A 23,827-nucleotide genomic window follows, 5' to 3' on the forward strand; every position below is an offset into this window, starting at 1 on the left:
TCCTTCGATCGTGGTGCACAGGCCTTTGCCATGCACTTTGAATCAACACTTAGGAGCGAATCTATCAGATGAACCCATATTTATCAATAAAAATTGTATTTGTGAGTCTGGATGGTGGCGGATATCGTATTTATCGAATTAGTTCGAGCATTCGGGCTTGCGGCTCTGGCAGGTAGGCACTCGGCGCCAGGTGGCGCGCTCAGGCCAGGCGCCTGGTGGCAGGGGGGATGGGGCATGGGCGCCTCAGTCCAGGCTGATGTTGGCCTTCTTGATCAGGGCCTGGTACTGCTGCGACTTGGTGTCGGCGTTCTTCAGGATCTCTTCGACTGACCAGTTCAGCGGCTCGAAGGCAAAGGTGTTGAAGCGCTCGCGCACCTCGGGCTCTGCCAGCACCTTGAGCACATCGGCGTGGATCTTGGCTCGCACCGCGGCGGGCACGCCCTTGGGGCTGAGCAGGCTGACAAAGGAGTTCACGTCCAGACCCGCCGGGCCACCGGCTTCGGCCACGGTGGGCACCTCAGGCAGTTGGGGGATGCGCTTCGGGGCGGCCACTGCGAGGTAGCGCAGCTTGCCGGCCTTGTACACCCCCTGGCTGGACGGGATGCTGGCAAAGCTCCAGGCCACATCGCCATTGGCCACCGAGGTGTAGAGCTGGCTGACCTCCTTGTAGGGGGCGTGGACCATCTGCACCTCGGTCAGCGACTCCAGCCATTCGGCCCCCAGGTGCCCCGGGCTGCCCACCCCCCAGGATCCATAGCTGATGGAACCGGGCCGGGCCTTGGCAGCGGCCAGCAGGTCTGCCATGGTCTTCCAGGGCGACTGGGAGGACACCGCCACCATGAAAGGGGTGCGGAACAAGGGCGCTACCGGGTCGAAGGCCTTGAGGGTGTCGAAATTGCGCGATTTGTACAGGTAGGGCAGGGCGGCCAGGTGCTCGCTGTCGAGTTGCACCAGGCTGTAGCCGTCGGCGGCGGCCCGGCGCGCCGCCTCGATGGCAATGAAGCCGCCGCCGCCAGGCCGGTTGTCTACGGTCACGCTTTGCTTCCATTGGGCCGACAAGCGATTGGCCACCAGACGCAGCACGGCGTCGGGGCCGCTGCCCACGGCGAAGGCGGTGAACACCGTGACCGGCTTGGTCGGGTAGTCGGTGCTGCCTTGGGCCGCCACCGGTGCGTTCAGGCCCAGCCCCCCCAGGCTCAGGGCAGCCACCAGGGCGAAGCGGCGTGTGATGTGTTGGCTCATGCTTGTCTCTTTTCTGAGGTTGGGATGGGATCTGGCGGTGGGTTCAGTCGGCCGGACCGACCTTCAGGGTGACGCGGCCCACGCCGGCCACATGGCCTTCGATGCGGTCGCCGGGCAGCACGGCTCCCACGCCCTCGGGGGTGCCGGTGTAGATCAGGTCGCCCGGCTGCAGGTGGTAGAACTGCGACAGGTCGGCGATGATTTCACGCAGGTTCCAGATCAGTTTGTCGACGTCGGACTGCTGCCGGGTGGTGCCGTTCACGCTGAGGGCGATCTCGCCGTGTTCAATCACCTGGCCCGGCAGGGGCACGATCTCACCGCACACCGAAGATTCTTCGACATCCTTGCCCAGGTCCCAGGGGCGGCCCTTGTCACGGGCCAGCAACTGCAGATCGCGACGTGTCATGTCCAGGCCCGGGGCGTAGCCATAGATCAGCTCATGGGCGTCTTCTGCCCTGACCCGAAAGCCTGGCTGGCCGATGGCCAGCACCAGCTCCATCTCGAAATGGTAGTTGGCCGTGCCGGGGGGGTAGGCCACGGTGGCCCCGCTTTGCACCAGGGTTTGCGGGGCCTTGGTGAAGTAGAAGGGGCGTTCCACGCGCTTGTCCACCGGCTTGCCCATCTCGACCGCATGGGCGTGGTAGTTGCGGCCGACGAAGAACAGGCGGTTGATCGGCAGGCGCCGGGTGCTGCCCTGCACAGGCAGCGACATGACGGCGGGCGGGTTCCAGAGGTAACTGGGGGTCGGGTTCATGGCAGATCGACGGGTTGGGGGCCGCAGGTGAGGTGGATGAGGCGGGAGAGGACGCGGTTCAGCGCACCTCGTAGACGCCCAGTTTCTGGTGCAAGGGGGATTCATCCGCCATGAAGACAAAGGCCGGGGCGTCGGGGCGTGGGTTGACCAGCGTGACGGGCGTGTACCCCGGCGCGCAGCAGGTGTCGGCCTCGGCCAACTGAAAGGACTGATCGTCGACCTGCCCCTGTACCCGAACCTCCAGCGCCCCCTCGATCACATGGAACACGCAGGCGGGCGAGCGTGCCGGCAAGGCCAGGGTCTGGCCTGGGCGCAACATCAAGGCGTAAAAGCCCAGGATGTTCTCGGCATGGCCGCCGGTGGCCGGGTTGGTGTAGGTGAGTTGCACCGCGTCGAGGCCCGGCTGGTCCTCGGCCAGGGCCTGCAGCGCGGCGTGGGCCTCCGCCCAGGGGTAGCGCAGCATGGGGTAGGCCCGGGGGCTGCGTTCGAACACCGGGGTGGGCAGCAGGCCCCCGCGGGCGTGGGTGCGCTCACCGTGGCCGGGTTTCACGGCCTGGCGCGGGCCATCCACGTGGTAGGACGCCTCCATGTAATGCACCAGGGGCAGGTCCAGCACGTCCAGCCACACCACGGGCTGGTCTCCGTCGTGGCCGTGCTCATGCCACAGCCCGGTCGGGGTCAGGATCAGGTCGCCCCGGCTCATGGGGCACTTTTCGCCGTCCACCGTGGTGTAAGCCCCTTCCCCCTCAACGATCATGCGCACCGCGTTGGGCGTGTGACGGTGCGACGGGGCCCACTCACCGGGCAGCAGCAGTTGCATGCCCAGGTACATGGCGGCGCTGGCTTGCATCTTGTCCAGCCCATGGCCCGGGTTGGCCAGCACCAGCACGCGGCGCTCGGCTTTTTCGATCGGGGTCAGTTCACCCGCCTGCAGCAACAGCGGTCGCAAGGCCTGGTAAGACCAGGCTGTCGCCCGGGTCTGGGGCCGAGGCTTGCCCGGCGGCAAGACCGCCCGCAGGCTGGGCCACAAAGGCACCAGGTTCTGCGCCTTCAGCGCATCGCGGTAGTCCTGGGGCAGGTCTTCCAGGCGTCCAAGTTCATTCATGAGGGGCTCCAGGCCGGCTTGCAGGGGCTGGCGGGTGTTTCAAATGCATACTGATAGAAAGTGTGCTGACGAAAAGTGTAGGTTTAGAATTTGACGCCCATCACCCGTGCAAACCCTGAACCCTGTCCGATGTCCGCCCTCCCGCCCAGCCTGAGCCCCGATCTCGAGGACCTGCCCGGTTTTCACATCCGCCGACTGCAGCAGATCGCCGTGGCGGTGTTTCTGGAGGAAACCCAGGAACACGGCCTGACACCGGTGCAATACGCGGCCATGGCCGCCGTGCAGCGCCAACCCGAGCTGGACCAGCGCACCCTGGCCCGCACCATCGGCTTTGACACCTCCACCATCGGCAGCGTGATCGACCGCCTGGAAGCCCGCGGCCTGATGCGGCGCAATGCCTCGCCCACCGACCGGCGCGTGCGGCTGCTGACCCTCACCCCCGACGGCGACACCTTGCTGGCCGAGGTGCAGCCCGGCATGCTGCGCGCCCAGGCCCGCATGCTGGATCCGCTGCCCCCCGAGCAGCGAGAGACCTTCATGCAGATGCTCAAGGTGCTGGTGGACGGCAACAACGAGTACAGCCGGGCGCCCAGCGTGCCGCTGGAGCCCGCTGTGGAGGGGCGGCGGGTGGGTTGAATGGAACGCAGGGGTGATCGAGGCCTGCAACACTTTGCTGCGCTTGATACCCCGTCGACGACACTTGTTATTAACGGGTGCCGTTATTAATATCGGATGATCAACCTGGACTCCCACTGAAAGGTATGCCAGTCATGGCCCGTGAAATTCCCTGGCCCCATCCGGGTGAGATTCTTTTGCATGACTATCTGGAGCCCATGGGCATCAGCCAATACGCCTTGGCCAAGGCGATTGGCGTGCCCCCTCGGCGCATCAACGAGATCGTCAAGGGCTTGCGCGGCATCACGGTCGATACGGCATTGAGGTTGGCGGTGTTCTTTGGCACCGATGCCCAAAGCTGGATCAATCTGCAGACGGACCACGATCTGATGCGGGCACGGGAAGACATGGCCGATGTGTTGGCCAGCATCCAGAGGCATACCGGTGTCGCGGAAGCGAACTCTGCGTGAGATCGCCACTGCGAGCCTCAACCACCCCTCAAACCGGCTCCCCCAGATTCAGCATCAGCCGGTTGGCCCAGGCAAAGATGGCGACGGCGTGCAGCATGTCCAGCACCTCCAGGTCGCTCAGGCCCTGGTCGCGCAGCGACTGGATGGCGGCGGGGCCGAAGTCGGCGGGGGCTCGGGTCAGGGCGATCGAGGCGCGCACGATGGCGCGTTCGCGCGGCGTGGTGCCGGCCGTGTCGGGGTCTTCGAACACCTGGGCGATCACGTCGTTGCGCTTGGTCAGTTGCTCGAAGCGCTGCGCATGCACCGAAGCGCAGTACACGCAGCCGTTCACCCGCGACACCACCGCGCTGGCCAGCTCGCGTTCGGCCCGCGACAGGCCGCCCGGCGCGTACATGATGGCGTTGAACACGGTGGAGCGCTCTTGCAGGATGCGCGGCTGCTGGCTCAGCAGCAGGTAGTAGTCGGAGCTGCGGGCCTTGGGGTGGCTGCTGTCGAGCACGGCCAGTTGTTCGGGCGTGGCCTGGGCCAGGTCCAGCACCGGCAGCCAGGCCTTCCAGCCCAGGGTGGCGCTGGTGAAACCCTTGATGTTGAGCGGTTCGCCCGGGGGCGGCAGGTTGGCCGGGTGCACGAAGGGGGCGTCGTCGGCCGCCGGGGGCTGGGCGGTGGTGGCGCCCAGGGCCTTCATGGCCTGCAGGCCGGCCAACACGCGCACCTGGTAGCTCACATAGGCGATCAACTGGGCCAGTGCAATCGCTTCCGGGGTCGAAAAACCCGCGGCTGGGAGGCTCAGCAGGGCCTCGCGGTCGCCGGCCACCGGGTTCACGGTCAGGGTGTGGGCAAAGGCCCGGGCCGCGGCCAGCCGGCCCGAGTCCTGCACCGGTCCGTGCTGGCGCAAGGCCTGGGCATAGTGGGCCGTCAGGCCTTCATGGCCGACGGTCTGCGCCATGGACAAGGCCACGTGCAGGCGCTCGCCCAGGCTCAGGCCGGGCAGGGCCGGGTCGAACAGGGCGTCGTGGCTGCCCTGGGTGGCGGCCACCACCTTGTCGCGCTGGTGGCGGGTGGTGTACAGGGCCTCGGCGGGGGCCAGGGGCACCAGGGTGTCGATCAGGTCAGTGCTCATGATGGGCTCTCTCAGGGGTGGGCGTGGGCGGCCTGCGCAGCATGGGCGTCCACGGCTTGTTGTAAAAAATCCAGCACGCCAGCCCAGGAGGCCTGGTCGGCTTGTGCATTGGCGGCGGGGTGGCCCCCGGTGGTGCTGAGGCGGCCCGACACCGGGTGGGCATAGACCAACTGGGTGGTGGGCACCGTCGGAAACAGAACGCTGTGGCCGGCCTCGGGCCAGTCGAGCTGGCGCACGGGCCAGGGATGCCCGGCCTGCGCCAGGTGATCCACCACCATGCGCCCGTAGAGGCTGGAAGGCCACGAGCCATCATCCCCCGCGGTCAGCAACAGCACCGGGCCGCGGATGCGCTCCACCCGGATGCGCGCGCGCTCCACGGCCTCGGCATCCTGCAGCGAGGTCAGCAGGGCGTTCGTGTGGCGGCGTGGCTCCGGGCCTTCATCCCAGGGGGCCCAGGTGGCGTGGCGGTTGTGCTCCCAGACATGCGGGATCGGGCGGCCCCGGTAGAGCCAGGCCCAGCCCTCGCGCCCCAGGGCTGGGTCGCAGGCGTTCTGGGCGCAGTTGACCACGGCCGAAGGCACATAGCCGATCACGGCCGACACCAGATCGGGGAACATCGCCCCCAGCAGCAGCACCAGTTCACCGCCGCGCGACTGCCCGCTCAGCGCCACAAAGCCCTGCGCGGGTTGCAACTGCTGGTGCATCCAGTGCAGGGCGGTCTCGAAGTACTCCAGCGGGGTGTTCGAGATGTAGTCGGACAAGCCGGGCGCCTTGAAATAACCCAGCGCCAGAGCGGTGTAGCCGCGCGAGGCATACAACGCGCCCCGGGCTTCGTTGATGCCGCCGCCCGAGCCATTGAGCACCAGCACCGCTGGGTGCGGCCCCGGGCCGGCGGGCGTCCACAGGCTGCCCACCAGGCCTTGCTCGCGGATTTCGCGGCGTTGCACGCCGGGAGCGGCCAGTTGCTGCACCAGCCAGGCCTGCGCCACGACCTGATCGTCGCGCAGCAAGGTGATGTGGGTCCGCAGCGCGGCCCCGGGCTCGGTGCCGAACACCTCGCGGGAGGCGCCGGGCTGTTCGGGCGCCTGGGCCCAGATCAGGCCCATGGCGTCCACGCCCTCGTAGGCCGAACCAGCCAATGGGGCGTCGCGGCCCAGGTCGACCTGACCGGCGGCATCGGCCTGGTACCGGGCCGTGGCCACCCAGGCCACACCGGGCCCGCGCACGGTGCGGCTTTGCAGCGTGATGGCTTCGCCGGGTGCTAGGCCCTGGACCAGGATCTGGCGCGGCACGTCGATCAGTGCCTCAGCCGGGAGGATGCTCAGGTGGACGGCGGCGCTCATGGCTTACTTGCCCACGCGGCTGACCTGCATGGCCGTGGTGCGGTCGCTGAGCAGCGGCACCACCTTCAGGCCCTTCTTGGCGGCCCAGATGTTCTGGTAATGGAACAGCGGGATGGCACCCACATCGTCGCTCACCAGCTTGGCCGAGTGGCGCAGGATGGCCTCGCGGCGGCGGGCATCGAACTCGACCGTGGCCGCGTCCAGCGATTTGTCGACCGATTCATTGCCGTAGCGGCCCCAGTTCGAGGCGCCGCGGCCGCGCTTGGCGTCCACGCTGGCAAAGGCGTTCAGCAGGCCGTAGCTGGCCTCGCCGGTGCCATTGCCCCAGGCCAGCACGCTCACCGCGTACTCGTTCTTGTTGGCCTTGCCGGCATACACCGACCACGGCACCACCTCGACCTTGGTCTTCACGCCGATGCGGCTCCAGAACTGGGCCACCGCCTGGGCGGTCTCGGGGCCTTGCGGGTAGCGGTCGCCAGGCACATGGATGCTGATCTGGAAGCCTTGCGGAAAGCCGGCCGCGGCCAGCAGCTTTTTGGCCTGCTCGGGGTCGTTGGCGATCTCGGGGATGTCGGGGTTGAAACCAAAGCTGCCCTTGGGCATCCATTGGTTGGCGACGGTGACCGTGCCTTGCAGGATGCGGTCGGCAATCGCTTTGCGGTTGATGGCCAGCGACAGCGCCTGGCGCACCCGCACATCGAGCAGCGGGTTCTGGGCCAGCGGCTTGCCGGCGTTGTCGGTGATGAATTCATTGGGCCCCGTGCGGAAGCTGGGCTGCACCAGCAGCACGCGCAGGCCAGGGTAGGTGTAGACGCTGAAGGCCGGGTTTTTGCGCAGCTTCTCGACATCGGTGACCGCCACCTTGTCGATCACGTCCACGTCGCCCGCCAGCAGGGCAGCCGTGCGGGCCGCCCCATTGTTGATGAAGCGGTAGTTCACCTTCTCCCACTCGGGCTTGGGGCCCCAGTAGCTGGGGCTGCGCTCGAACACCGTGCGGTCGCCCGGCACGTACGACACCCATTTGTACGGCCCGGTGCCCACCATGGCCCGGCCGGCGTTGTAGTCCTCGGTCTTGGATTTCTCGCCCACGTGCTTGCTCACGATGTAGACCGAGGCGATCTCCAGCGGCAGCATGGGGTTGGGGGTGGTGGTCTTGATCACCACCGTGTGGGCATCGCGGGCCGTGGCCGATTCAACCGAGCGCAGCGCCCCGGTGTACGAGGCCACGCTGCCCGGCACGTTGCGGGCGCGCTGGAACGAAAACACGATGTCGTCGGCGGTGAAGGGCGTGCCGTCCTGCCATTTGATGTCGGTGCGCAGCTTGAACTCCCAGGTGCGCTCGTCCAGGCTCTTCCAACTGCTGGCCAGGGCCGGCTCCAGCTTGCCGCCATCGCGCGAGTTGATGATCGAATCCCAGAAATGCAGGGCCAGCGAGCGGTCGCCGGCATGGTTGTTGAGCTGGGGGTCCAACGAGGACAGGGGGTCGGCGTAGCCGATCGACAGGGTCTGGGCGCCGGCCAGGGGGCTGGACAGGCTGGCGGCCAGAGCCAGGGCGGTGAGGGTGGTTTTCATGGGCGTCTTTCCGGGTGGGGGTGGGGTTCAGACCGTGTCGTGCAGATGGCAGGCCACCTGATGCCGCACGGCAATGCCTCGCAGCGTGGGCGCCTCGGTTCGGCAGCGCTCGGTGGCTTGGGGGCAGCGCGGGTGGAAATGGCAGCCCGGCGGCGGGGCCAAGGGGCTGGGGATTTCGCCGGCCAGGGCGGTGAATCGGGTGCGACGCTGGGCGATGTCGGGAATCTCGGCCAGCAAGGCCTGGGTGTAGGGGTGGGCCGGCCGGGCAAACAGCTCTTCGGCCGAGGCGCTTTCCACCACCCGGCCCAGGTACATCACCACCACCCGGTCACACAGGTGGTGGATCACGCCCAGATCGTGGCTGATGAACAGGTAGGCCAGGCCCAGCTGGTCGCGCAGGTCCATGAACAGGTTCAGGATCTGGGCCTGGATCGACACATCGAGCGCAGCCACTGCCTCGTCGCACACCAGCATGGCCGGTTGCACCGCCAGGGCGCGGGCGATGCCGATGCGCTGGCGTTGCCCGCCGCTGAACTGGTGCGGGTAGCGGTGGCGCAGGCTGGGGTCCAGCCCGGCGCGCTGCAACTGGGCACACACATAGTCATCTAGCCCGGCGGCATCGGTGAGGCCATGGTGGCGCGGTGCCTCGCCCACGATGCGCGACACGCGCAGGCGCGGGTTCAGGCTGGCATGGGGGTCCTGGAACACCATCTGCACCCGCAGCCGGGCGGCCAGGCGCTCGGCCGGGTTCAAGGCCTCCAGCGACTGACCCAGCACCTGCACCTCGCCCGAGGTGGGGCGCAACAGGCCGGCGGCGATGCGGCCGAGGGTGGATTTGCCGCAACCCGATTCACCCACCACCCCCACCACTTCGCCGGGCTGCACGCTCAGGCTCACGCCATCCACCGCACGGGTGATGCGGGGTGGTGCGGGGGGCAGCAGCCGGTCCAGGCCACGGCCCAGCCAGCCGCGGGGGGCGCGATGGCCAAAGTGCTGACGGATGTCGCTCAGGGCGACCAGGGGCGGCGAGGTCTGGGGCGTCATGTTGGAAAGTGGCGCGCTCATGCATCGGCCTTGTCTGAGGGGGCGGCCAGGGTGGTGGGGCCGGGGTGATGGCAACGCACCGTGTGGTCGGGGGCTTCCGGGCGCGCCGGGCTGATCTCGGGCCGGGTCTGCTGGCAGGTGGCGGTGGCGCGTGGGCAGCGCGGGGCAAAGGCACAGCCCGCGGGCATGTCCAGCAGGCTGGGGGCCATGCCGCTGATCTGGCGCAGGCGGGTGCCGCGCTGGTTGGCGCTGGGCAGGCTGCCGATCAGGCCCTGGGTGTAGGGGTGCTGGGGGTGGTCCAGCACCTGGTCGACCGTGCCGTGCTCCACGATGCGCCCGGCATACATCACCGCGATCTGATCGGCCAGGCCGGCCACCACCGACAGGTCGTGGCTGATCCAGATCAGCGCCGTGCCGCGCTCGCGCACCAGGGCCTGCACCTCGGACAGGATCTGGGCCTGCAAGGTCACGTCCAGGGCGGTGGTGGGTTCGTCGGCAATGATCAGGTCGGGCCCGTGCAGCAGCGCAATGGCAATCGCCACCCGCTGCCGCATGCCGCCTGAGAGCTGGTGCGGGTAGGCATCGAGGCGCTCGTCGGGGCTGGGAATGCCCATGCTGGCCAGGGTGTCGCGCGCCAATTGCCGGGCCTGGGCCCGGCTCACGCGGCGGTGCGCCTGAACCGCCTCGATCATCTGGGTGGCAATGTCCAGCACCGGGTTCAGCGTGGCCATGGGGTCTTGAAAGATCATGGCCATGCGGTCGCCTTGCAGGCTGCGGCGCTCGCGCGGGCTCAGGTCGCGCAGCTCGCGGCCCTGGAACAGCAACTGCCCGCCTTCCACCCGGCCCGGTGGGTCGATCAGGCCCATGATGGAAAAGCCGGTCACCGACTTGCCCGAGCCGGATTCGCCCACCAGCCCCAGCACCTGGCCGCGCCGCAGGGTGAACGAGACCCCGTCCACCACGGGCAGCACGCCCTCGCGGGTGTGGAAGCGGGTGCGCAGGTTGCGTACCTCCAGCGTGATGTCGCCCGCGTCTGTCGAAATGGGAGATGCCATGGCGTTCACTTCATGAGGCGGGGGTTGAGCACATCGCGCAACTGATCCCCCACCAGGTTGATGGCCACGATGGTGGCCAGCAGGGCCAGGCCCGGGAAGACGCTGATCCAGTATTCATTGGACAGCAGGTACTGGTAGCCATTGGAGATCAGCAGCCCCAGCGAGGGCTCGGTGATCGGCACGCCCAGGCCCAAAAAGGACAGGGTGGCCTCCAGCGTGATGGCGCGCGCCACCTGCAAGGCACCGATCACCAGCAGGGGCGGCAGGCAGTTGGGCAGGATGTGGCCCAGCAGAATGCGCCAGTCGGGCAGGCCCAGGCCGCGAGCCGCCTCCACGTAGTCACGGCGCGCCTCCACCAGGGCCTGGCCGCGGGCGGTGCGGGCGTAGTAGGCCCATTCGAGCAGCACCAGGGTCAGCACCACATTGCCCACGCCCTTGCCCGTCCAGGCCAGGATCATCAAGGCCATCAGCAGGGTGGGGAACGACAGCAGCAGATCGACCAGGCGCATGATCAGCGCATCGATGCGCCCACCCGCATAGGCGGCCAGCAGGCCCATCAGCGTGCCCACCACAGCCGCCACGGCGGCCGAACCCACGCCCACCAGCAGGCTGATGCGCAGGCCATACACGATGGCCGAGTACAGATCGCGCCCCTGGCCGTCGGTGCCCAGCCAGTAGGTGTACTGGCCGCTGCCCTGCGGGCTGCCTGGCGGCAGGCGGGCGTCCAGCACGTCGAGCTGCATCAGGTCGTAGGGGTTCTGCGGCGTGATCCAGGGGGCCACCAGGGCCACCAGCAGCACCGCCAGCAGTAACAAAAGGCCGGCCAACGCGATGCGCGAGCGCGCAAAGTCGGCCGCCATGCGCCACCAGATCGAGTGTTCGCGGGCCGCCAGCGCGGGTTTGACCAGACGGGTGCCGCTCATGCCGCCCCCTCCAGCCGCACCCTGGGGTCCAGCAACTTGTAAAGCACGTCCACCAGCAGGTTCAGGGTGACGAAGATCAGTACCACCACCATCAGGTAGGCCACCACCACGGGGCGGTCCAGCGAGTTGATGCTGTCCAGGATCAGCTTGCCGGCGCCGGGCCAGGCAAAAATGCTTTCGGTGACCACCGCGTAGGCGATGGTCGAGCCCAACTCCAGGCCCAGCACCGTCACCAACGGGATCAGGGTGTTGCGCAACACATGCCACAGCAGCACCCGGGCCGGCGACAGGCCCTTGGCGCGGGCAAATTTCACAAAATCCTGCGGCAGCACCTCGCGCACGCCGGCCCGGGTCAGGCGCAGCACCAGCGAGATCTTGAACAGCGCCAGGTTGATGGCCGGCAGCAACAGATGCTGCAAGCCGTCCAGCGTGAGCCAGGACCAGGCCACGCCCAGCCACTCGCGGGTGGTGCCACGGCCGCTGGCCGGCAACCAGCCCAGTTGCACGCTGAACACCATGATCAGCATCAGCGCCACCCAGAAGGCGGGCAGCGAAAAGCCCACGATCGAGCCCGCCATCAAGGCCTTGGACAGCGGGTGCTCGGGCCACATGCCCGCCACCAAGCCCAGGGGCACGCCGATCACCACCGCCAGCAGCAGGGCCGACACCGCCAGTTCCAGGGTAGCGGGCAGGCGCTGCAGGATCAGGTGGAAGGCGTCTTCCTGGTACACAAAGCTGCGCCCCAGGCTGCCATGCAGGGCGCCGTCGACAAAGGCCAGGTACTGCCGCCACAGCGGCTGGTCCAGGCCCAGGCGGGCAATGGCCTGCAGGCGCTCCTGCTGGTTCAGGTCGTCGCCGATCAGGATGTCGACCGGGTTGCCCACCGCGTGCAGGCCCACGAACACGATCACCGTCATGGCCAGTACGACCAGGGCCGCCTGACCGATGCGGCGCAGCAGCCAGCCGCTCATGCCACGGTCGCAGCGGCTGCCACGTCGTCGTAAGGCGGCAGGGCCGGGGCCGGGGTCCATTCCTGACCGTCCAGTTCGGGGTCGGCATAGGCTTCCATGGCGGCAAAGTGCTGCGCGGCGTCCTCGCTCAGCAACTGGGCGGCCAGGCCGCGGGCCAGGCGCTGGGCGCCTTCGCTGATCTGCGGGATGTCACCGGCGCCGGCGCCCTGCGACAGCGCGGCCGCATAACAGAAGCAGTGCACCCGTTCCAGGCCCGGCAGGCTGCCCGGCGTGCGTTGCTGAAATTCGAACAGCGGGCCCAGGTCGGGCGACTGGTCGAGTTCGCTGTCCTCCTGCCCGGCCGGGGCGGTGAAGCGGTCCTGCCAGGTGCGCACATGGGGCGCCAGGCGGGCGTACTCGGGGCGTTGGCTCCAGTCGGTGCGAAAGCCCGTGCTGAAGATCAGCACGTCGGCGGCCAGCGGGCCCTTGGCGGTGTCCACCCGCAGCACGCCGTCGCTGCGCAGGCTGGCACCCAGGATGGGGGTGCCCAGATGAAAGTGGGCGTTGGCGTGGCGCGACACCCGCAGCGTGCTGCCGTGTGGCGGCGGCACCTGCTGCACATTGATGTAGTGGCGCAAACGCCACTTCCATTCGTCCGCCAGCGTCGGGTAGCCATGCACCATGCCGGGATGGCCAGCGCCCTTGCCTTTGTTGACGCGGGGCAGGTCGGGGCGGCGGATCAGCAGGTCGACCCGCTGCGCGCCGTGTTCCAGCGCCGTGGCCGCCACGTCCATGGCCGACGAGCCGCCGCCCACCACGGCCACGCGCAGGCCGCGCATGCGCTCGCCGTCCCAGACGTCAGAGGAATGCACCCAGCGGTCTCGCGGCACCTGGTGGGCCCAGGCCGGCACCCAGGCCCCGCCCAGGCCATCCCGCCCGGTGGCCAGCACCAGGTGGCGGGCCCGTACGGTCAGCGTGCGGGCCGGTGTCTGCCGCTGGTCCTGCAGTTCGATCTGCACCGTGCCGTCGGCTTGGGGCAGTACATCGGTCACCCGGTGCTGGTTGAGCACCTCCAGATCCAGCACCTGGCGGTACCAGCGCAGGTAGTCTGCCCATTGCAGGCGTGGGATCTTGTCCAGTTCGTTCCAGGCGTCCAGGCCGAATTGGGCCTCGAACCAGGCGCGAAAGGTCAGGGCGGGCAGGCCCAGCGCCGGGCCGGTCAACTCTTTGGGGGAGCGCAGGGTCTCCATGCGCGCCGTGGTGGCCCAGGGGCCTTCAAAACCGGCCGGCGCCTGGTCATAGATGCGGTTGCGGATGCCCAGGTGACGCAGCGAGGCCGACAGGGCCAGGCCGGCCATGCCGCCGCCGATGATGGCGACATCCAGCACCTCGGGGTCGGCCTGTTGAGGTACCCAGGGCTTGGCGGGCAGGCACAGCCATTGCAGGTCCTGCTTCAGGCGGGCCTCCAGGGCGGCCAGGCCGGCGGGGGAAACAGCGGAGGACACAGGGTTAGCGCTCATGGTCGAGCCTTTCTAGTCAAAGTGAAATCGGGTTGTTCGTCGGGGACTGGGGCGCCAGGCCATGCTCTGCATCGAGCAAGTGGGCGTGGGCCGAGGGCGGGTGTTCCTGGAACCCGGGCAACTGCCGAGCCTGCGCCAGCAAGGCCTGCACCAGGGCCTCGGTGCGCTGCTGTTGGGCTGGCGCTACGGGCCGGGTCGGCAGGGTGATCACGCCAAAGAAAAAGGGCACTTCGGTGTCCAAGGGGCGCACGGCCACGCCGCTGGGCTGCAGGCCGTGCGCGGTCAGCGGCTCCAGCACGGCCACGCCAAGCCCGGACCGCACCAGGGCCATCGCGCTGGCCGAGGCATTGGTTTCGATCAGCGCGGGCTGTTGGGTCGGCCCGAGCGCATGTTCGAGCCGATGCCGCAGCCGGTAGGGGTTGCCCATGGTGATGAGGCGGCGCTGACCCAGTGCCTGCAGGGGCACCACCGCATGACGCGCCAGTTCATCGTCGGCCGGCAACACCGCCACGCAGGGCAATTGACCGATCCAGTGCACCTGCAGGCCCCGGTGCTCCAGCGGCAGGCTGCACAGGCCCAGGTCCACCTCACCCAGCAGCACCGCCTGCAAGACCTGCTCGGGCACGCCGGTGTTCAGTTGCAGTGGGCTGGGGCCCAGGCCTTGCTCCAGGTGGGCCAGGGCAGGGGGCAGCAGGCCCAGGGCCAGGGCTGAGGTGGCGGCCACTTCCAGGGCCGGCAGCTCACGGCTGGCAATCTGGCGGGCCCGCTCGCCGACCTGGCGCAGGCCGGCGAGGGCACGCTCCACATCGCCGCGCAGGCCAAAGCCGTGCTCGGTGGGGGTGACCCGCGGGCCATGGCGCTGGAACAGCGGGTGGCCGATTTCAGCCTCCAGCTCCTGGATCAGCCGTGTGACCGCCGGCTGCGAACGCGCCAACAGCCGAGCCGCACCGGTGATGCTGCCGCTGGACATGACGGCCGAAAAGGCTTCGAGGTGGCGAGTTTCCATGCCAAGAATCTACATTGCGCATTAATGCAGGTCAATCATTCAATATTTATATGCTTATGAGTTCAGCGTGCCTGGCATGCCGGTCAGCTGCTGATAGGCACCCTTGATCGCGGTGGTCAGGCCTGACGACCGCTGAAATTGCCTGCCCGTGACCCAAATCACGCGGGCGAGGGCGCAAAAAGCGGTGCTGTGGCCCGCTGCACCGCGGAACCAGAGTGCGCTCGGGTAACATCGTGCCCCGCGGATCATCCGGACCGAAGCCCTGCGGGGTGCTGTCGGTCCCATGCCATCAAGCTGCCTGCGGCGCCCCCGTGGCGACAGGCCGAACAGGGTTTCTCGTGCGTCTCAATTCAATCAAGCTATCAGGGTTCAAGTCGTTCGCCGAGCCGACCAACTTCCTGCTGCCCGGGCAGCTGGTGGGGGTGGTGGGCCCGAACGGCTGCGGCAAATCCAACATCATGGATGCCGTGCGCTGGGTGCTGGGCGAAAGCAAGGCCAGCGAGTTGCGCGGCGAATCGATGCAGGACGTGATCTTCAACGGCACGACCACGCGCAAGCCGGCCAGCCGATCCAGCGTTGAACTGGTGTTCGACAACATCGACCACCGCGCCGGTGGGCAATGGAACCAGTACGAAGAGATCGCCGTCAAGCGCGTGCTGACCCGCGACGGCAACAGCAGCTACTACATCAACAACCAGCCGGTGCGCCGCAAGGACGTGCAGGACGTGTTCCTGGGCACCGGCCTCGGGCCCCGGGCCTACGCCATCATTGGCCAGGGCACGATCAGCCGCATCATCGAATCCAAGCCTGAGGAACTGCGCCTGTTCCTCGAAGAGGCGGCCGGGGTGTCCAAGTACAAGGAACGCCGCCGCGAGACCGAAAACCGCCTGTCGGACACGCGTGAGAACCTGACCCGGGTCGAAGACATCCTGCGCGAGCTCAATGCCAACCTGGACAAGCTCGAAAAGCAGGCCGAGGTGGCCCGCAAATACAACGCCTTGCAAAGCGATGTCACGCTCAAGCAGCACCAGCTGTGGTTCCTGAAACGGCGCGAAAGCGAAGGCGACCAGGCCAAGGTGCGGGCCGACGCGGCCCAGGCCGTGAACGACCTGGAGTCGCGCACCGCCGACCTGCGCCACATCGAAGCCGACCTGGAAACCATCCGCCAGGCCCACTACACCGCTGGTGACCAGGTCAACCAGGCCCAGGGCGCCCTGTATGAAGCCAGCGCCGAAGTCGGCCGCCTGGAGGCCGAGATCCGCTTCGTGGTGGAAGGCCGGCAACGCGTGGAGCAGCGCCTGGCCACGCTGCGCGAGCAGATCGGCCAATGGTCGCTGCGCCGTGAAGACGCCGAAGCCCAACTGGAAACCCTGGCCGAGGACGACATCAGTGCCGAAGAAAAGGCCGAGCTGCTGGCCGCCCAGGTTGAAGAGCAGGCCATGCGTCTGCCCGAGCTGGAAGACGCGCTGCGCCTGAGCCAGCAACGCGCCAATGAACAGCGCGTGCTGGTCAGCCAGGTGCAGCAGCAGATCCAGGTGCTGGCCGCCGAGCAGCGCAGCCTGGATGAGCAAAGCCGCAACCTGAACCAGCGCCACGACAAACTCAGCACCGACCGCAAGGCGCTGGCAGTACCCGATGAGGCCTTGCTGAACACGCGCCGCGCCGAATTGGAAGAAGCCCAGGCCGTGGCCGAAGAGGCCGAGGCCCGACTGCACGAACTGCAGGAAAGCGTGCCCGCCCTGGACGAAGACAGGCGCAGCCGCCAGCAGGCCGTGAACAGCGAGAGTGCGCGCCAGGCCGACCTCTCGGCCCGCCTGGAGGCCCTCAAGGCCTTGCAGGAGAAGGTGCGCACCGACGGCAAGCTCAAGCCCTGGCTGGCCAAGCACGGCCTGGATCACCTGCAGGGCCTGTGGAACCGGTTGCACATCGAGGCGGGCTGGGAAAACGCCCTGGAAGCCGCCCTGCGCGAACGCCTGGGCGCCCTCGAAGTGTCGCGCCTGGAGCTGGTGCGGGGCTTTCTGGGCCAGGCGCCGGCCGATGCGCCGCCCACCCGACTGGCCTTTTTCAGCCCGCCGGCAGCCGCCGTACCCGCGCCCGCCGGGGCCTGGCCTCGCCTGTCGGAGCTGTTGCGCCTCAACGATGCCGGCCTGAGTGCCTTGCTGGCCGATTGGCTGCACGGCTGTTACACCGCGCCCAGCCTGGACGAAGCCCTGGCCCAGCGCGCCAGCCTGAAGCCGGGCGAGGTGGTCTATGTGGCCGGTGGCCATGCCGTGTCGGCGCATGGCGTCACCTTCTACGCCCCCGACTCCGAGCAGGCCGGCCTGCTGGCCCGCGCCCAGGAGATCGAGAACCTCGACAAACAACTGCGGGCCCAGGTGCTGCTCGGTGAAGAAGCCCGCGGCGCCCTGGTGCGTGCCGAGGCCGCCTATGCCGATGCCTCGCAACGCCTGGTGGCCGTGCGGCGCGAGGCAGCCGAGGCCCAGGGCCGCCGCCACGAGCTGGACGTGGAGACCCTGAGGCTCAGCCAGCAGGCGGAGCAGGCCCGCCAACGCAGTGAGCAGTTGCAGGCCGATCTGGCTGAAGTCGATGCCGCCCTGGAGGAACTGCAAGAGCGCCGCATCACCGCCGAGGCCCGTTTCGAAGAACTGGACCTGCAACTGGCCGACACCCAGGAGCGGCACGCCCAACTGGACGAACGTGTGATCGAAGCCGAGCGCAAGCTGGCCGAGAGCCGTGAGCAGCAGCGCACCCTGGAGCGCCAGGCCCAGGAAGCCACCTTTGCCCGCCGCTCACTCGAAGCGCGCCGTGGCGAGTTGTCCCGCACCATCGACACCGCCCGCCAGCAGGCCGAAAGCCTGGTCGCCGAGCAGCAGCGCGCCCACGACGAGTTGGCCCGCCTGTCCGACGCGGCCGCCCAGGGGGGGCTGCAGGATGCCCTGCACCTCAAGCTGGAGCGCGAGAAGAACCTGGGCGCCCGGCGCAGCGAATACGACGACCTCACCACCAAGCTGCGCGCCAGCGACGAGATGCGCCAGAAGCTGGAGCGCGAGTTGGAGCCGCTGCGTCAGCGCATCACCGAGTTCCAGCTCAAGGAACAGGCCGCCCGCCTGGGCTTTGAGCAGTACGAAGGCCTGCTGGCCGATGCCGGTGCCGACCTGGCCGTGGTGGCCGCCTCGATCGAGCAGGGGGCCGTGCGCCTGACCGGCCTTCAGTCAGAGATCGACCGCCTGAACCGCGAGATTGCCGCCCTGGGGGCTGTCAACCTGGCGGCGCTCGATGAACTGACCGTGGCCCGCGAACGCAAGACCTTCCTCGACGCCCAGTCGGCCGACCTGACCGAGGCCATGAACACGCTGGAAGACGCCATCCGCAAGATCGACGGCGAAACCCGCGAGTTGCTGGCCGGCACCTTCAACACGGTCAACCATCATTTCGGGCGCATGTTCCCCGAGCTGTTCGGCGGCGGCAATGCCAAGCTCATGATGACCGGCGAGGAAATCCTTGATTCGGGCGTGCAGGTGCTGGCCCAGCCCCCGGGCAAGAAGAACCAGACCATCCACCTGCTGTCCGGCGGCGAGAAAGCCCTGACCGCCATTGCCCTGGTGTTTGCCATCTTCCAGCTCAACCCCGCGCCGTTCTGCCTGCTCGACGAGGTGGACGCCCCGCTGGACGACGCCAATACCGAGCGCTATGCCAAACTGGTGGCCAGCATGAGCAAGGAAACCCAGTTCCTCTTCATCAGCCACAACAAGATCGCGATGGAAATGGCCGAACAACTGATCGGCGTGACCATGCAGGAGCAGGGCGTCTCGCGCATCGTGGCGGTCGACATGGAGTCGGCCCTTTCGATGGCCGACCACGCCTGATCCGGCCCAGAGACCCAGGAACCCCAAGCAACCATGAGCAATTTGCAAATCAGCCTGGCCATTGCCGGCGGCGCCATCCTGGCGGCGGTGGTGGCCTACAACACCTGGACTTCGCGCAAGAACGAACCGCGCAAGCCCGAACCAGAGCCCGACAGCCAGCATGCCGGCACCGACCTGACCGATCCCCTGGCGCGCCGTGAGCCTGGCCTGGATGCGGCCCTGGTCGACCCGCTGGAACCCGCCCAGGCCAGCGATGCCTCTCCCGGTCTGGGCATGCCGCTGCCCGTGCTGGAGCGCAAACCGGGTCTCGACTCGCTGATCGACGTGATCGCCCCCATGTCCCTTGAAGGGGTGGTGTCGGGCGATGCCGCCCTGGCCGCGTCGCCGCACACCCGACGCGCCGGCAGCAAGCCCTTTGCCATCGAGGGGCTGAACGAAGCCAGCCAGCACTGGGAAACGCCCGTGCCCGGCCAGCGCTACGGGGCCTTCCAGGCTGGCGTGCAGCTGGCCAACCGCACCGGTGCGCTCAACGAGATCGAGTTTTCCGAGTTTGTGATGAAGGCCCAGGCCTTTGCCGATGCGGTGAACGCCTTGCCCGAGTTCCCCGACATGCTGCATGAGGTGGCCCGCGGGCGCGAGCTGGACCAGTTCGCCAGCGACCACGACGCCCAACTGACCTTCAGCCTGCGCGCCCGCCAGGCTGCCTGGAGCCCCGGCTATGTGCAGCAGAACGCTGCGCGGCTGGGCTTTGTGCCCGGCGTGATCCCGGGGCGCATGGTGCTGCCCTCGACCGTGGCCGGCCTGCCGCCCATGCTGGGCCTGACCTACGACGCCCAGGCCGCCATGGCCGACGACCCCGAGCAATCGGCCCTGCGCGACATCTCGCTGCACCTGGACGTGCCCCAGGTGCCGCGCAGCGAACAACCCTTCCGCCAACTGCGCCAGGTGGCCCAGGCCCTGGCCGAAGCCATGGACGGCGTGGTCACCGACCAGAACGGCAACCTGATCCCCGAGCAGGCCATGGACGCCATCGGCGTCGACCTGGAACAGCTGTACGACGCCCTCGACAGCCGCGACCTGGCCGCCGGTTCGCCGCAGGCGCGGCGTCTTTTCAGCTGAGGCTGTTCAACTGAGCCGATCAGCCCCACCGCCGGGCTGTTTCAGGGCTGCATTGATGCAGCTTCTGGCCAGGCTGGCCCCCCCCGGTCTCTGATGGCTTGCATGCTGTTCTTCCCGCCGCGCCCGCGGCGCCTGCCGAAGGACGCATTCCATGCCTTTGCCCATCCCCTCAGCCGCTCCGGCCGATCTGCCGGATGGCCTACTCGTTGATCTGAAGCGCTTGATCGATGGCGCCCGGCAACGTGCCGTGGCCGCGGTCAACAGTGAGTTGACTTTGTTGTATTGGTCTGTTGGGCAAAGAATCCATGCCCACGTTTTGGCGGGCCGACGTGCGGAATACGGGCAGGAGGTACTACCCAAACTGGCCCTGCAGTTGGTGCGCGACTATGGCCAGAGCTTTTCTGAGAAAAACCTGCGCCGCATGGTCCAGTTTGCAAGCCAGTTCAGCGACGAAAAGATTGTCGTATCACTGGTACGACAATTGAGCTGACATTACCGCTTGGGCGGAGTATGTCATCAGACCATTCGGGCAACCTTGCTGAGAGCCCAAAGCTTGAACCCTGCAGACTATTTTTTAGCGGTCTCGTTTTTCGTCATCAAGCAAGAAAATGGGTCGAATTGACCTGGGATGCTCGAATTTTATGGCAATAATGTTTGCCTTCAAAAACACACAGGGATTAATGAATTGACTCAAGATCAGGCAGAAAGGCTTGCGTATTCCATCTTTAACTCGGCTGTAACAGTTCTGAAAATTCATGGTATCGGTGGTAAGCGCTGGCGTCGAAATGTACCGAGCACCGATTCAAGATATGGGCCTTGGTTACAGGCCGACTATTCAGTCGTTAATCCCACTCTTTGGGGCGCGAGAGAACCTTGCATGTATTTGATTGCAGGGCAGCGCGATGGAATCATCAGGTATGTGGGAATATCCCGAAATCGAATGCGCGACCGATGGCGTGAGTCACCGGCCTTGGATCACGAAACAGGTGCAAAGATAGAGAATCAGCTTTTCCACAGTCAATGCTGGAAGTACATCGAAGGTGAGCTGATCAACAAGCATGTGACTGAATACGAGGTTCGCTGCATCGGTGGTCAAGAGCTTAGAAAAGTACTCGAAAAGTTGGGGCCCCCGTTGTCAGCATTTGCAGCGTTGGGGGATGACTCTGAAGGTATCGCCGCAAGCATTGAACGGTGGATGTGCAATAACCGAAGCCATAGGCTGGTTTCATGGAACGTGGCTATGACTACCCGAAAGTAGGTACCTCAACAGTGGGCATTCAGTTCCGTTTAACCGAGTACGACAAGTGCTTCGGGTCAACGGAATTGGGTGGTACCCACTTCCGATATGGGTTAGCTCGGATGTCCATGAGGCTTAGATCAGAAAACACTAACCTCTTGCGGGAAATGAGTTTTCAAGTCGGTGTCCTGCCGCTGCGTTAGGATGGGCAGCCGCTTGGGCGATGGCCTGAGCCATGGCCGGGCAAGCCGGCACCGAGCCCCGAGCCACCCCCATCTTGGATAAAATTTTTGCCGCATGCGGCCCAGCGTCTGGGCCCGCCGCCGGACGTTTTTCATGACCACCCTTGACCCGAACGGGGCTGCCACGGCGCCCGCGGATGCCGCCACCGTGGCGCAGGCCCAGGCCTTGCGCGAGCAACTGCACCACCATGCCCACCGCTATTACGTGCTCGATGCGCCCGAGATCCCGGATGCCGAGTACGACCGCCTGTTTCGAGCCCTGCAGGCCCTGGAGGCGGCCCACCCCGAGCTGCTGACGCCCGACTCGCCCACCCAGCGCGTGGGCGGGCGTGTCTTGGAGGCCTTTGCCAGCGTGCGCCATGCCGTGCCCATGCTCAGCATCCGCACCGAGACCGACACCGAAGCCAGTGGCGCCGAGGCCTTTGATGCCCGCATCCGGCGCGAGCTGGGCCTGGGGGAGGGGGGCGATCCGGTCGAGTACGTGGCCGAACTCAAGTTCGATGGCCTGGCCATGAACCTGCGTTACGAGGCCGGCGTGCTGGTGCAGGCCGCCACCCGGGGCGATGGCGAGCTGGGTGAAGACGTGACCAGCAACATCCGCACCATCGGCCAGATCCCGCTGCGCTTGCCGGCGGGGGCCCCGCCCGTGCTGGAGGTGCGGGGCGAGGTCTACATGCGCCGTGCCGACTTTGAGCGCTTGAACGAGGCCCAGCGGGCCCGAGGCGACAAGCTGTTCGTCAACCCGCGCAATGCCGCAGCCGGGGCCGTGCGCCAACTCGACTCCAACATCGCAGCCCAGCGGCCGCTGAGCTTTTTTGCCTATGGCCTGGGCGAGGTCACGCCGCCGGAGCAGGGCGGGCCGGCCTGGCAGACCCATTTCGAGATTCTGCAAACCCTGAAATCCTGGGGCTTTCCGGTCGAGGCACTGGACCAGACCGCCCGGGGGGCCGCCGAACTGGTGGCCTACCACCAGAAGATCGGGGCCCTGCGCGACCAGTTGCCTTACGACATCGATGGCGTGGTCTACAAGGTCAACAGCCTGGCCCTGCAGCGCCGGCTGGGCTTCGTCACCCGCGAGCCTCGCTGGGCCGTGGCCCACAAGTACCCGGCGCAGGAGCAACTGACCACCGTGCTGGGCGTGGATGTGCAGGTGGGCCGCACCGGTGCGATCACCCCGGTGGCCCGTTTGGAGCCGGTGTTTGTGGGCGGCGTGATGGTGTCCAACGTCACTTTGCACAACCAGGACGAGATCGCCCGCCTGGGCCTGCTGGTGGGTGACACGGTGATCGTGCGCCGAGCCGGCGATGTGATTCCACAGGTGGTGGCGGTGGTGGCCGAGCGCCGCCCGGCCGACCTCGATCTGGGCGCCGAGCCGCTGCCCGAGCCCTACAAGCGCTTTGTCATGCCCACCCAATGCCCTGTCTGCGGCTCGCACGTGATGCGCGACGAGGGCGAGGTGGTGGCCCGCTGCACCGGCGGCCTGTTCTGCAAGGCGCAGCGCAAGGAGTCGATCCGCCACTTTGCCAGCCGCCGCGCCATGGACATCGAGGGCCTGGGCGAGCGTCACATCGACAACCTGGTCGAGTACGACCAGATCGGCAGCGTGGCCGACCTGTACAGCCTCACGCTGCAGCAGTTTCTCGATGTGAAGCGGCGGGTGGACGAGCGCGACGGCGTGGCCGCCGAGCTGCAAGGCCGCGACGAGGTGCCCACCAAGTGGGCGCAGAACATCCTCGATGGCATCGCCGCCAGCAAGCAGCGCCCCCTGGGCCGATTCCTGTTTGCCCTGGGCATCCGCCACGTGGGCGAATCCACCGGCAAAACCCTGGCCGACTGGCTGGGGCGCCTGGCCTGGGTGCGCCGCGCGCCCTTGCCCCTGTTGCGGGTGCTGCCCGACGTGGGCGACGTGGTGGCCACCTCGATCTACGAGTTCTTGCAGGAAGACCACAACCGCAAGGTCATCGACACCCTGATCGCCCAAGGCGTGGTGCCGCCCGACACCGGCCTGCCCAACCCGGCGCTGGCCGACAAGCTGAGCCTGCCCAGCCTGCTGGGGGCCTTGAAGGTGCCCAAGCTCACCCCGCTGCGCGCCGAGCAACTGGCCCCGCACCTGCAGGCCCTGAGCGATCTGCTGGATGCCCAGGGCGCCTGGCAGGCCGCGGCCGAGCTGCCGGCCGAGGTGCTCAAGTCGCTGCAAGCCTTTGTGGCCGAGCCCGGCCAGGCCGCGGTGCTGCAGGACCTGGACCAGATCCGCACCGAGCTTCTGGCCGCCTTGCCGGCCCCCAGCACGGGGCCGCGATCGTCCTTGGCGGGCAAGACCGTGGTGCTGACCGGCACATTGCCCACCCTGGGCCGCGATCAGGCCAAAGACTTGCTGGAAGCCGCCGGCGCCAAGGTGACCGGCTCGGTGAGCAAGAAGACCGACTACCTGGTAGCCGGTGCCGAGGCCGGCAGCAAACTCGACAAGGCGCTGAGCCTGGGCGTGCCCGTGCTCGACGAAGCCGGCATGCTGAGCCTGCTGGCCCAGACCGACGGCGGGCCCGAGCCCGTGACACCGGCGACCCCCACCGTGGCGGACGCTGCGTCGCCCCCTGTGGCCGAGCCCCCCCAGGGCCAACTGCCCTTCACCCTGACCGGAGACTGA

General features: G+C 67.4%; 19 protein-coding genes. 7 read left to right on the forward strand and 12 right to left on the reverse strand.

Annotated elements, in window-relative coordinates; all coding sequences use genetic code 11:
• Nucleotides 1-243: 243 nt before the first annotated feature.
• Genes AC3WUT_RS02450 through AC3WUT_RS02460 form a run of 3 tightly spaced genes read right to left on the reverse strand, consistent with a single transcriptional unit; the run spans nucleotide 244 to nucleotide 3,101 of the window.
• The gene (locus AC3WUT_RS02450; protein ID WP_492345465.1) at nucleotides 244-1,242 is read right to left on the reverse strand and encodes a Bug family tripartite tricarboxylate transporter substrate binding protein; all 999 of its coding nucleotides are present in this window, start codon (nucleotides 1,240-1,242) and stop codon (nucleotides 244-246) included.
• A gap of 43 nt (nucleotides 1,243-1,285) precedes the next feature.
• A complete protein-coding gene (locus AC3WUT_RS02455) occupies nucleotides 1,286-1,996 on the reverse strand; it encodes a fumarylacetoacetate hydrolase family protein (protein ID WP_492345466.1) in 711 nt (236 codons plus the stop codon).
• 58 nt (nucleotides 1,997-2,054) lie between these two features.
• Complete coding sequence (locus AC3WUT_RS02460) at nucleotides 2,055-3,101, reverse strand: cupin domain-containing protein (protein WP_492345467.1); 1,047 nt, start codon at nucleotides 3,099-3,101, stop codon at nucleotides 2,055-2,057.
• Between the two features lie 129 nt (nucleotides 3,102-3,230).
• Here AC3WUT_RS02460 and AC3WUT_RS02465 point away from each other — a divergent pair, with 129 nt between their 5' ends.
• Both AC3WUT_RS02465 and AC3WUT_RS02470 read left to right on the forward strand, forming a co-directional pair.
• Entirely contained in the window at nucleotides 3,231-3,737 is a 507-nt protein-coding gene (locus AC3WUT_RS02465) for a MarR family winged helix-turn-helix transcriptional regulator (RefSeq protein ID WP_492345468.1), read from the forward strand.
• A 134-nt stretch (nucleotides 3,738-3,871) separates the two neighbouring features.
• Nucleotides 3,872-4,186 carry a HigA family addiction module antitoxin gene (locus AC3WUT_RS02470; RefSeq protein WP_492345469.1) on the forward strand — a complete coding sequence of 105 codons (315 nt, stop codon included), beginning with the start codon at nucleotides 3,872-3,874 and terminating at the stop codon, nucleotides 4,184-4,186.
• Between the two features lie 28 nt (nucleotides 4,187-4,214).
• Here AC3WUT_RS02470 and AC3WUT_RS02475 read toward each other — a convergent pair whose 3' ends face one another.
• Genes AC3WUT_RS02475 through AC3WUT_RS02515 form a run of 9 tightly spaced genes read right to left on the reverse strand, consistent with a single transcriptional unit; the run spans nucleotide 4,215 to nucleotide 14,719 of the window.
• Entirely contained in the window at nucleotides 4,215-5,306 is a 1,092-nt protein-coding gene (locus AC3WUT_RS02475) for a CMD domain-containing protein (RefSeq protein WP_492345470.1), read from the reverse strand.
• Between the two features lie 11 nt (nucleotides 5,307-5,317).
• On the reverse strand, nucleotides 5,318-6,649 hold the full coding sequence (locus tag AC3WUT_RS02480) for an acyl-CoA thioesterase/bile acid-CoA:amino acid N-acyltransferase family protein (protein WP_492345471.1): 1,332 nt from the start codon (nucleotides 6,647-6,649) through the stop codon (nucleotides 5,318-5,320).
• 3 nt (nucleotides 6,650-6,652) lie between these two features.
• Nucleotides 6,653-8,221 carry an ABC transporter substrate-binding protein gene (locus AC3WUT_RS02485; RefSeq protein WP_492345472.1) on the reverse strand — a complete coding sequence of 523 codons (1,569 nt, stop codon included), beginning with the start codon at nucleotides 8,219-8,221 and terminating at the stop codon, nucleotides 6,653-6,655.
• Nucleotides 8,222-8,248: 27 nt separating this feature from the next.
• A complete protein-coding gene (locus AC3WUT_RS02490; RefSeq protein ID WP_492345604.1) occupies nucleotides 8,249-9,265 on the reverse strand; it encodes an ABC transporter ATP-binding protein in 1,017 nt (338 codons plus the stop codon).
• A 17-nt stretch (nucleotides 9,266-9,282) separates the two neighbouring features.
• Complete coding sequence (locus AC3WUT_RS02495; protein WP_492345473.1) at nucleotides 9,283-10,320, reverse strand: ABC transporter ATP-binding protein; 1,038 nt, start codon at nucleotides 10,318-10,320, stop codon at nucleotides 9,283-9,285.
• 5 nt (nucleotides 10,321-10,325) lie between these two features.
• Nucleotides 10,326-11,243 carry an ABC transporter permease gene (locus tag AC3WUT_RS02500; protein WP_492345474.1) on the reverse strand — a complete coding sequence of 306 codons (918 nt, stop codon included), beginning with the start codon at nucleotides 11,241-11,243 and terminating at the stop codon, nucleotides 10,326-10,328.
• The gene (locus AC3WUT_RS02505; protein ID WP_492345475.1) at nucleotides 11,240-12,214 is read right to left on the reverse strand and encodes an ABC transporter permease; all 975 of its coding nucleotides are present in this window, start codon (nucleotides 12,212-12,214) and stop codon (nucleotides 11,240-11,242) included. Before AC3WUT_RS02505 ends, AC3WUT_RS02500 begins: the two co-directional genes overlap by 4 nt.
• Nucleotides 12,211-13,713 carry a SidA/IucD/PvdA family monooxygenase gene (locus tag AC3WUT_RS02510; RefSeq protein ID WP_492345476.1) on the reverse strand — a complete coding sequence of 501 codons (1,503 nt, stop codon included), beginning with the start codon at nucleotides 13,711-13,713 and terminating at the stop codon, nucleotides 12,211-12,213. Before AC3WUT_RS02510 ends, AC3WUT_RS02505 begins: the two co-directional genes overlap by 4 nt.
• 16 nt (nucleotides 13,714-13,729) lie before the next feature.
• Nucleotides 13,730-14,719 carry a LysR family transcriptional regulator gene (locus AC3WUT_RS02515; RefSeq protein ID WP_492345477.1) on the reverse strand — a complete coding sequence of 330 codons (990 nt, stop codon included), beginning with the start codon at nucleotides 14,717-14,719 and terminating at the stop codon, nucleotides 13,730-13,732.
• A 338-nt stretch (nucleotides 14,720-15,057) separates the two neighbouring features.
• Between AC3WUT_RS02515 and smc the strand changes: the two genes are divergently transcribed.
• The 5 genes from smc to ligA all read left to right on the forward strand — a co-directional run bounded on the left by smc (nucleotide 15,058) and on the right by ligA (nucleotide 23,827).
• On the forward strand, nucleotides 15,058-18,585 hold the full coding sequence (smc, locus tag AC3WUT_RS02520) for a chromosome segregation protein SMC (RefSeq protein ID WP_492345478.1): 3,528 nt from the start codon (nucleotides 15,058-15,060) through the stop codon (nucleotides 18,583-18,585).
• A gap of 33 nt (nucleotides 18,586-18,618) precedes the next feature.
• Complete coding sequence (locus AC3WUT_RS02525) at nucleotides 18,619-19,704, forward strand: cell division protein ZipA C-terminal FtsZ-binding domain-containing protein (protein WP_492345479.1); 1,086 nt, start codon at nucleotides 18,619-18,621, stop codon at nucleotides 19,702-19,704.
• Between the two features lie 151 nt (nucleotides 19,705-19,855).
• Nucleotides 19,856-20,194, forward strand: coding sequence for a DUF1016 N-terminal domain-containing protein (locus tag AC3WUT_RS02530; protein ID WP_492345480.1), 339 nt, complete (start codon nucleotides 19,856-19,858; stop codon nucleotides 20,192-20,194).
• A 138-nt stretch (nucleotides 20,195-20,332) separates the two neighbouring features.
• Entirely contained in the window at nucleotides 20,333-20,962 is a 630-nt protein-coding gene (locus AC3WUT_RS02535) for a hypothetical protein (RefSeq protein ID WP_492345481.1), read from the forward strand.
• 315 nt (nucleotides 20,963-21,277) lie between these two features.
• Nucleotides 21,278-23,827 carry an NAD-dependent DNA ligase LigA gene (gene ligA, locus AC3WUT_RS02540; protein WP_492345482.1) on the forward strand — a complete coding sequence of 850 codons (2,550 nt, stop codon included), beginning with the start codon at nucleotides 21,278-21,280 and terminating at the stop codon, nucleotides 23,825-23,827.

Source organism: Curvibacter sp. EU05-FHT14A10 (assembly GCF_058791075.1).

Bases quoted from the DNA above. Each gene is read 5' to 3' on its own strand.
- AC3WUT_RS02455 (WP_492345466.1), bottom strand. From the start codon at position 1,996: ATGAACCCGACCCCCAGTTACCTCTGGAACCCGCCCGCCGTCATGTCG.
- AC3WUT_RS02535 (WP_492345481.1), top strand. From the start codon at position 20,333: ATGCTCGAATTTTATGGCAATAATGTTTGCCTTCAAAAACACACAGGG.
- AC3WUT_RS02465 (WP_492345468.1), top strand. From the start codon at position 3,231: ATGTCCGCCCTCCCGCCCAGCCTGAGCCCCGATCTCGAGGACCTGCCC.
- AC3WUT_RS02490 (WP_492345604.1), bottom strand. From the start codon at position 9,265: ATGACGCCCCAGACCTCGCCGCCCCTGGTCGCCCTGAGCGACATCCGT.
- AC3WUT_RS02525 (WP_492345479.1), top strand. From the start codon at position 18,619: ATGAGCAATTTGCAAATCAGCCTGGCCATTGCCGGCGGCGCCATCCTG.
- AC3WUT_RS02475 (WP_492345470.1), bottom strand. From the start codon at position 5,306: ATGAGCACTGACCTGATCGACACCCTGGTGCCCCTGGCCCCCGCCGAG.
- AC3WUT_RS02460 (WP_492345467.1), bottom strand. From the start codon at position 3,101: ATGAATGAACTTGGACGCCTGGAAGACCTGCCCCAGGACTACCGCGAT.
- AC3WUT_RS02470 (WP_492345469.1), top strand. From the start codon at position 3,872: ATGGCCCGTGAAATTCCCTGGCCCCATCCGGGTGAGATTCTTTTGCAT.
- AC3WUT_RS02530 (WP_492345480.1), top strand. From the start codon at position 19,856: ATGCCTTTGCCCATCCCCTCAGCCGCTCCGGCCGATCTGCCGGATGGC.
- AC3WUT_RS02495 (WP_492345473.1), bottom strand. From the start codon at position 10,320: ATGGCATCTCCCATTTCGACAGACGCGGGCGACATCACGCTGGAGGTA.
- AC3WUT_RS02485 (WP_492345472.1), bottom strand. From the start codon at position 8,221: ATGAAAACCACCCTCACCGCCCTGGCTCTGGCCGCCAGCCTGTCCAGC.
- AC3WUT_RS02450 (WP_492345465.1), bottom strand. From the start codon at position 1,242: ATGAGCCAACACATCACACGCCGCTTCGCCCTGGTGGCTGCCCTGAGC.
- AC3WUT_RS02510 (WP_492345476.1), bottom strand. From the start codon at position 13,713: ATGAGCGCTAACCCTGTGTCCTCCGCTGTTTCCCCCGCCGGCCTGGCC.
- AC3WUT_RS02505 (WP_492345475.1), bottom strand. From the start codon at position 12,214: ATGAGCGGCTGGCTGCTGCGCCGCATCGGTCAGGCGGCCCTGGTCGTA.
- AC3WUT_RS02500 (WP_492345474.1), bottom strand. From the start codon at position 11,243: ATGAGCGGCACCCGTCTGGTCAAACCCGCGCTGGCGGCCCGCGAACAC.
- ligA (WP_492345482.1), top strand. From the start codon at position 21,278: ATGACCACCCTTGACCCGAACGGGGCTGCCACGGCGCCCGCGGATGCC.
- AC3WUT_RS02515 (WP_492345477.1), bottom strand. From the start codon at position 14,719: ATGGAAACTCGCCACCTCGAAGCCTTTTCGGCCGTCATGTCCAGCGGC.
- AC3WUT_RS02480 (WP_492345471.1), bottom strand. From the start codon at position 6,649: ATGAGCGCCGCCGTCCACCTGAGCATCCTCCCGGCTGAGGCACTGATC.